Source organism: Hydrogenovibrio sp. (assembly GCF_049975065.1).
Lineage (GTDB): Bacteria > Pseudomonadota > Gammaproteobacteria > Thiomicrospirales > Thiomicrospiraceae > Hydrogenovibrio.
The window spans coordinates 5,549-13,384 of record NZ_JBNGDN010000055.1 but is presented as its reverse complement, the minus strand read 5'-3'; the positions used below and the strand labels follow the sequence as shown (position 1 = coordinate 13,384).

The following is a 7,836-nucleotide window of genomic DNA, read 5'->3' as shown; positions in this document are numbered from 1 at the left end:
CAGCCATTTGCCATCGGTTTGCTGAATGGCTTCGACCGACAACACCACACACTGTTCACCAAAGGTTTTCGCCATTTCATTGATGAGGTCCGGGCGCTGCACCGCAGCCGTGTTAATCGCCACCTTATCGGCACCGGAACGCAAAATTTCCCGCGCATCCGCCACCGAGCGAATCCCGCCGCCGACGGTAATCGGAATAAACACCGATTTAACCGTTTCCTTGACGATTTCAGTCAAGCTATTGCGCCCATAAAGCGACGCCACCGCATCCATATACAACAATTCATCCGCACCCTGCTCATAATACTGACGCGCATAGTCATTCGGATGACCGATTTTGCGCAAGCCTTCCAGCTTGACGCCTTTAATCAGGTGCTTGGATTTGATGTCCAGTCGCGGAATGAGTCTAATCATAACTTTCTCTAATAACGTCTCTAATAGTGATAACGACACTGAACAATCACTAAAGCGTCGTCCGTCACTTTATAAACCAAACGATGCTCCCGATCGATACGACGCGACCAATAACCGGACCCGTTATGTTTTAACGGCTCCGGGTCGCCAATACCGACAAAGGGCTCTCGCATAATGGCTTTAACCAAAACATTAATCCGTTTGAGTTGTTTTTTATCGGTTTTTTGCCAAAAAAGGTAATCTTCCCAAGCATGGCCTGCCCAGCAAACTTGCATTAATCGCCCGCCACTTGATCCGGCTCTTCCAATAAAGCCTTCGATTGCGCTTGCCCGGCTTCCACTTCGGCAATCGCTTCATTTAAGCGTTGTGCATTTTTCGGGCTGGCCATTAAATACGCCGTTTCTTCATAGGAATGAAAATCATCCAGACTCATCAACACCGCAGGCTGACCATTTTGGCGCGTAATCAAAACCGGCTTATGATTTTCATTAACCTGATCAAGGGTGCCAGCCAGCTGTGAACGAAATGCAGAATAACTTATGGTATCCATCATCGACCTCCGTTTTCGTACAAATTATTGTACCGGTACAAATATTTGTACGCAAACTGTTTTAATCCTGCCAAACCGTATGACGCTGAACCCAAACCCCATTTTCTTTTTTCCACAAATGCGGCGAGCGGAAGGTATCGGTCAGTAAGTCAAAGTAGTTTCGATCCATAATCGGCTGTTCAAACAATTTTGAGGCGATCGGGAACTCTTTTTCCGGAATCGAGAGATACTGGAAAATCTCCTCGGCGAAACGCTCCGGAAATTCCATATCAAAGCGTTTCACCAAGGCCACACCTTCTTAACGATCAATGTCGCCGGAGCGGATTTCCTGCGCCGCATCATAGGTGGCGCGGCCAATGCCGAATTTAATGCCGGTGGTGTAGTAATGAAAATCGTCGATTTTGTCGTCAATGGAGTTGTATTTGGAGTAAGTACCAGGCGTGCGTTCTGGTGAGGCTTCAAAGCCACCGTGTTCATGCGAATAGTAATAACAACTTTGCGGATGCCATTTGAGGTAATACCCTAAATAATGCACTTCCACACCCGTGTCTTTCAATTGTTGCGGATCGGCCGGCATATAGGGTTCTAAATCGGCTTTTTGCAAGCCAAAATCTTCTTTCAATGACTTGATGGATACGCCGCCGATATTGATCTCGGCTTCGTCGGTCATGGTGAAATATTGCCAGTCACGCTGTGCCTTATCAGTGTCCGTTTTTGGATTGCCGTATTCGGCTTCGTTTTCACCAAAGAACACCAGCGGAATATTCAGCATCGCCGCCATTTTCGGTGCCAGCGCTTTCTGGCCGATCATAAACGCCTGAAATGGGTGAAACAGCTTTTCCACCGATAAACGGGTCAACAAACGATGCACCCGCCCGTTCGGGGTCATCAACTGGTTATCAAACCCGGCATGAATCCAACGCTGAAAATTACGCCAACCCCATTCGGTGTAAATGTGCGGTGCCCAGGTCACCGTAAACGGGTGCATGCCGTATTTTTCTTTCAAAATATGCGAGGCGTAAAAACTGTCCTTGCCACCGGAACCGGGCAGCAAACAATCGTAAGAACCGTCTTTGGAGCGGTGTTTATCACACAAGGCTTGCAGTTCTTCTTCGCGCATGCCCCAGTCGATATGCAATTCCTTTTCTTCCGCCACACGACAGGCATCGCACACGCCTTCTTCGTCAAAATTAATGGTGGCTTTTTTAGAATCTTTGGTGTGTTTGTATTCCACCGCTGAATTGGGGCGCTGATTGGAAATGGTACACTTTTTACAGAATTGAACGTCTTTAGGTAAACCGTATTTCGCATCCAGTTGATCTTGCGGTAATTCAAATTGAGTCAGATCAATCGGCTTCGGTTTCGGGATTAAAAAAGACATGATGATAAATTCCTCTAGGGTATTTTAAAGTCGGATTTCTTATTATATCGGCGGATAGGCGAAAACATTCAGTGCAAACCGCAAACACAAATCAGGCCTCGTTGGGTTTCAAACGATGCGGATTGGCACTGAGGTAAGCATAGGTTTCGGTGGAAATCACTTTAGCATCCGCTTGCCATTGCATCAAAGACTCCATAAGCATTTGATACGAAGACGCATTTTCAACCTTCACCGTTTCTGCCAGGCCTGGCCATTTTTGCTGCCAACCCAAAAAACGATACGGTCGATTCCATGACAACCAGAGCGTCGCCAGAGCCTCAAAGTCGGTTTTATTTTTCAACTCGTCCAACTTAAATTGGATATTGCGCGCCGCTTTTTGGTGGATTTCCGCTAGGTCTGACGCGATCTGCGCGTAGGCTTTAAAGCTGGCCTTGAAATAGTCATAATGCGCCCGTCGATCATACGGCGAGGCCTGAAGAACTTTCGCTTGCTGAATGACCGGTGAATAAGCGTAAAATCCATAACGCTGAACGAATGCTTGATCTTCCTTCAGGGATTTCTCCAATTTTCGGTACTGTTTTTCAACCCTTTGCAAAAACGTCATGGCTTCCGCTTCCAAGTGCATAGCCTCCGGTGCCGTCTGGGCAAATAACGCTTGCCCCTTCTTGGCTAACTGCGTCACATTCCGATAGTGTTTTTGCCCACGTTGCAGGGTCGCCAACGTACTTTGCAGCTGTTTGCGTTCGGTGGGTTCGTCAAGGGTCAGTGTTTCAATTAAGGGTCGAATATCGAACCGTGACGCAGGCAAAAGCGTCACCTCATCCAATGACTGGCACACCACACCAGCGATTTTTGCCGCTTTAGGGTTCAAGTTGATCAGCTCGAATCCGCTCGGCAAGCCGTATCGTTGCATTAAGGTTTCAAGCTGCTGCGGCAAGGCTGAGACGGCCTCTAAAAACTCCGGTGTGGTCGCACAGAAATCCCCATGGTAGTTCTCAATTCGATCAAACCGTGTCTGGTCTGCGGCGTTACTTTTCCGATTCAACGTGGCTTCCAGACTGCTGCTTTCATGCGTGGCGCCAGAATCATCGTAACAAAAATCCATTCCCGCACAGAGAACGCGGCGACACCCCATGCCCAGTGCCGACAAAAGCGCCAGATTGGCCACGGTGCCGCCTTCGATTTCAACATTCAACTCCGTTTGATAATGCTGACTTTGTTGTGGCCAACGCGGCCCCCAATACAAAAGCGCGCCCGGCCAGATGTCCAGCAAGGTCGGTGCGGCATAATGCTGCACAATCAACACACTGTCGCCGAGAAACGGCTCCAAGCATTCAGCGTGCGCCACCGCCGCCTCAGTCGGGTCCGACGCCACCCAAAAATCTGGACGAATACCTTCGTTCAATAACCGCTTGGCCAGACGCGCCACCGCATACACCACCACAGTATCCCGATGGGTTTTGAGCCAGTCAAAATAATTCACCACCGATGGAGCCGCTCCCAATACCACAGCGGTTCTCCCTTCACAAACCGTCGAATGCTGAATCAGTGGATGACGAAGATGCCCCGCATTGAGAAGCGCTTGTTCCACAAAGTGCGCATAAGTCTGGCGGAGTTGAAGGTAGTTGAGTGTTTCCAAAGCCTGAGGCAACTGCTGTTGAATGGCGTGCGCCCAAGCTGAGGCAGGTTCCAGCAAATGAACGTCCAGCTCTTTTTCCATCAATAATGGAAAATAGGCGATTAACGCCGAAGCCAAATCCTCTTCGATCACACACACTTTCAGACCAGCCGGGACGGCAAACATCGGCATCGAATCTGTCAGCAAAAGCGCGTTTTCTCCCAGACCTGGCCATTTCGCCTGATTGCGCGGTTGGGTGACCGCGGCCTGGTCACCGACCCATAAAGTCACTGTGGTCACGGAATGGTCATATCCTCTCATTTTTGTTGGTCACGACTTAGTTGGGCGGCATGCGCCTTAACCCGAAAATTCGGTTTCTCATTTGCTAATACACAACCATTCGGCGAAAATAAGGCTTCTTGCCCAACGCTTACGGCTTCTCACGGAGATTATAGTGCTTTCACTGCAAACTGCCACCAATGCTTTTGATGAAACGTATTTCACCAATATCAACGGATCGGCTTTTGAAAGCCTCCGTGCCAGCAGCTATTTTCGCGAACACTTCCAAGCCGACTTGAATGCGGCCGATACCCTATACCTCCTACTCGGAACCGATTCGGGTTTCCTACCGATTTATCTGGAAAATCACATGCCCAACCGGCGGATTATCTGGATTGAACACCCGCAAGTGCTGGCCGCATTACCCGAGCTTCCGCCACACCACTGGTCGCAGTTTGACGCTACCGCACTGGAAACACAGCTGAATGCCTCGCCGGAACACCTCAAGGTGGTGCTCATACCGTCGGTTGCCGTGGCTGAAAAAACGGCGGAAACCGCTTATCTGGATTTCTTTGATCAAGTAGACGCAGCCTATTCCCAATGGCGCAACCATCAAAACCGTCTGACAAACCAAGCCTTTTTTTCAAACGTTTTTTGTTCAACCTGGCCGATTGCATCCACCCTGTCGCCAGCCTGAAAGCGTCTTTAAGCGACCAAAACGCCGTGGTATTGGGCGGTGGGCCATCGTTGGATGCCTCTTTGCCTTGGCTGAAACAACACCAGTCAGAGATCATTATTTTTGCTGCCGGTCGCATCAGCCGCCGCCTTCTGAAAGAGTCCATTCGCCCCGACTTCATCACCACGATTGATCCCAACGAAGTCATCTATGACAACAGCAAGGAAATGGTGCAATTTTCAGATGATACCATCCTCTTGCATACCAACTACAGCTATCCGACACTGATTACCGATTGGCAAGGGTTAAAAGCCTACACCGAAAAGTTCCTCCCCTGGGAAGAGCCGAATCCCAACAATAATCTGGCTGTGGAAGGCCCCACCGTCACCAACAGCATGATTGGCCTGGCGCATGCAATGGGGTGTCAAAACGTCTATTTGCTCGGGGTGGATTTTTGTTATTCCAGCGAAGGCCAGACCCACGAGTCGCATAGCTTAGACAGTCAGACTGGGCAAATCAGCCACGATGCCAGCCTGACCCTGACCACTTACGAGGGGCGCACGGCACTGACCAATCCGGTGTTTGCCGAAGCGCACCGTCAGCTGAGCCACTACATTGAAGCCCTGCCTGCGCCTTACCGAGTGTTCAACACCGCCAGCAGTGCCGCCGAAATCAACGGAATTGACTGTATCCGCCACACAAGGATTCCAACCAACGCATCACCGAAATCCCCCCTGTTCCATGCCATCCGCAAGCGTCTTCAAGACGATGAAAGCACCCTTTCCGCTCATTTTCAGACGGTGCGCAGCGCTTTAACGCCGGTGCGTAAATCGTTGCAGGACATTCAAAAACAAGCGCAAGCGGCGATCAAGGCATTACAACAAATTGAAAAACAGCCGGAAAAGCAAGCGAAAACCTTGCCGAAAATTGATCGGATGCGCGTCAAAATTTTCCAACAGGACTTGGCTTTAGCGATTCTGGATCACGTCAGCGCTGGGCATCCTGAGCAAAAAAACCTGATACTGGAACCGGCCGACCATCAAAACGACCCCGCGAAAATGCTAACCGTTGCCCTAAAGCAAATGCGCACCTTCGAACAACTCAGTCGTGACCTCATCCACTCGTTTGATCTCGCCCTGAAACAAGTGCAAATACGACAATTGGCACTGAAAGGCGGCGCACTCAAAAAACTGGCCGAACACTGGCAAACACATCAGGAAGAAGGCCGTCTTTTGGCTTGGCTCAAACACCATCAAGTCACTTTGGCAGACCTTCCCCCCGCCGACCAAGCCCTTGCACAGTCACTGCTCAAGCGCTTTGAAGCGCGTACCCAAAGTCACGATGCCGTTCGGTTGGGGAGCAAGTTAGCCAGCTTAAAAGCCAGCACTGTCGATAATACCGAACTTGCATTCAGACTGTTTCAATCCCGAGACGAAGACGGTTTGAACAAACTGATCCAGCGCCTGCAAAACTCTGCCCCCCAAGCCACCTCGGACAAAAATGCCGCAACGATCGAGCATCAAGACACCTTACAACTGGCGCGCGGTTATCAATGCCAGCTCAATAATCAATTTGACCAGGCCTGCGCTCATTACACACAACTCAGCCACCCTCGCCAATTGGAGCTGGGACTGCTGCAGGTGTTCGCCATTGCCGAGCAACAAAAGAACCCCGCGACAGCCATAAACGCGCTGGCGGTTTTAACGCACCTAAACGACGATTACCGCCTGATTTATGCCGAAATGCTGGAAAAAAACCAACAGACCGACTCGGCATTGACGGCTTATAAAGAGGCCTTTAAACGCCAACCAAGCTTGGAAACCGGGGTAAAATGGATTCAAAAACTGATGGCGTATCATCGCCACGATGCGGCGCAAAAAGCCCTGATTGAGGTAATCTCAACCTACCCAGAACAAGCCGAACTGACCTCCTTGTCACAACGGCTTGAGGCCGAGAAAGCATCACGAAATACCCTCTCTTGACGCCACCGCTAAATCGTAAAAAGGCTTTACACTTAAATCCGTAGCCGACTCTCGCAAAAAACGACGCAGCAACTGCACAATCGTTTCCGCCGTTTGTCCGTGACCATAAACCGACGGTTTTTCAGCCGCCAACTGCTTAAATGCTGGGGTAAACGCCTGCCGCAAGGCCATTTCAATCGCCGACGCTTCTGCGTCACAATCCAAAACCGATGGCGCACGCAATCGCCCTTTCTGGCGATCACCAATATTGACCGTTGGCACCCCCATCGCGGGTGCTTCAATCAGGCCGCTGGACGAATTGCCAACGACCGCATCACAATACGACATCAAACTCAAATACCGCTGAATACCAAGCGAAGTCAACACTTTAACGGTCATTGACGTCTGTTTTGACCAGGCCTGCACCGCCTCGTTCACAGCCTGACCACCTGAATCGGTGTTCGCCCCCGTCCAGATCACGGTGGCATCGCCCAGCGCCTCCAAAGCGGCAAAAAGGGCTTGCAGCCCTCGGTCGACAATCTTTGAATTTTGTTCATCGGTTGAGGGTTGCAAGCGATGCCGCGTCACCGGATGGTAAGTGACTAACAACACCGGTGCTGTCAAAGTCACGTTTAAATCCTGCTCCAGATGATCGCGAGGTAAAAACGAAATGTGATTCATCACATCCAAGCCAGCCGCGCCCACATTAAAGACCCGATCCGGCCGCTCGCCCATTTGTATCACTCGCTGGCGATAGGGTTCGGCAGCGACAAAGTGCAGCGCCGCCATTTTCGTCACCGCATGACGAATCATCTCATCCACCGCGCCTTCGGTGATTTCACCACCGTGCAAATGCACAATCGGAATGCGCATCAATACCGCCGCAGAACAAATACCCAGTAATTCATAACGATCTCCGAGCACCAATATCGCATCCGGTTGATACTCGGCAAACGC

9 protein-coding genes are annotated in these 7,836 nt (G+C 50.5%); 2 read left to right on the top strand and 7 right to left on the bottom strand.

All coding sequences use genetic code 11. The annotated features are described in order from the left end of the window. From ACP5D0_RS07320 to ACP5D0_RS07295, 6 genes are all read right to left on the bottom strand, one after another. On the bottom strand, positions 1-414 hold a 414-nt coding region (locus ACP5D0_RS07320), incomplete at its 3' end, for a HisA/HisF-related TIM barrel protein (RefSeq protein ID WP_472365011.1). 20 nt (positions 415-434) lie between these two features. Continuing rightward, the gene (locus ACP5D0_RS07315; protein ID WP_472365010.1) at positions 435-689 is read right to left on the bottom strand and encodes a Txe/YoeB family addiction module toxin; all 255 of its coding nucleotides are present in this window, start codon (positions 687-689) and stop codon (positions 435-437) included. Continuing rightward, entirely contained in the window at positions 689-967 is a 279-nt protein-coding gene (locus ACP5D0_RS07310; RefSeq protein ID WP_472365009.1) for a type II toxin-antitoxin system Phd/YefM family antitoxin, read from the bottom strand. Before ACP5D0_RS07310 ends, ACP5D0_RS07315 begins: the two co-directional genes overlap by 1 nt. A 58-nt stretch (positions 968-1,025) precedes the next feature. Beyond that, the gene (locus ACP5D0_RS07305) at positions 1,026-1,247 is read right to left on the bottom strand and encodes a hypothetical protein (protein ID WP_472365008.1); all 222 of its coding nucleotides are present in this window, start codon (positions 1,245-1,247) and stop codon (positions 1,026-1,028) included. 15 nt (positions 1,248-1,262) lie between these two features. Next, a complete protein-coding gene (locus tag ACP5D0_RS07300) occupies positions 1,263-2,345 on the bottom strand; it encodes an N-acetyl sugar amidotransferase (RefSeq protein ID WP_472365007.1) in 1,083 nt (360 codons plus the stop codon). 91 nt (positions 2,346-2,436) lie between these two features. Next, positions 2,437-4,263 (bottom strand): 6-hydroxymethylpterin diphosphokinase MptE-like protein, encoded by a 1,827-nt coding sequence (locus tag ACP5D0_RS07295; RefSeq protein WP_472365006.1) that lies wholly within the window; start codon positions 4,261-4,263, stop codon positions 2,437-2,439. A 154-nt stretch (positions 4,264-4,417) separates the two neighbouring features. Between ACP5D0_RS07295 and ACP5D0_RS07290 the strand changes: the two genes are divergently transcribed. Both ACP5D0_RS07290 and ACP5D0_RS07285 read left to right on the top strand, forming a co-directional pair. Beyond that, positions 4,418-4,939, top strand: a complete 522-nt coding sequence (locus ACP5D0_RS07290; RefSeq protein WP_472365005.1) for a hypothetical protein — start codon at positions 4,418-4,420, stop codon at positions 4,937-4,939. Further along, on the top strand, positions 4,897-6,900 hold the full coding sequence (locus tag ACP5D0_RS07285; protein WP_472365004.1) for a 6-hydroxymethylpterin diphosphokinase MptE-like protein: 2,004 nt from the start codon (positions 4,897-4,899) through the stop codon (positions 6,898-6,900). Before ACP5D0_RS07290 ends, ACP5D0_RS07285 begins: the two co-directional genes overlap by 43 nt. On the opposite strand, the gene neuC is transcribed toward ACP5D0_RS07285, so the two are convergent. Further along, a partial coding sequence (gene neuC, locus ACP5D0_RS07280; RefSeq protein WP_472365003.1) for a UDP-N-acetylglucosamine 2-epimerase occupies positions 6,880-7,836 on the bottom strand: 957 nt, incomplete at its 5' end. The two genes, ACP5D0_RS07285 and neuC, sit on opposite strands and share 21 nt — an antisense overlap.

What these genes read in the sequence shown, in the direction of transcription:
- ACP5D0_RS07315 (WP_472365010.1), bottom strand. Translation starts at nt 689, where the DNA reads ATGCAAGTTTGCTGGGCAGGCCATGCTTGGGAAGATTACCTTTTTTGG.
- ACP5D0_RS07310 (WP_472365009.1), bottom strand. Translation starts at nt 967, where the DNA reads ATGATGGATACCATAAGTTATTCTGCATTTCGTTCACAGCTGGCTGGC.
- ACP5D0_RS07300 (WP_472365007.1), bottom strand. Translation starts at nt 2,345, where the DNA reads ATGTCTTTTTTAATCCCGAAACCGAAGCCGATTGATCTGACTCAATTT.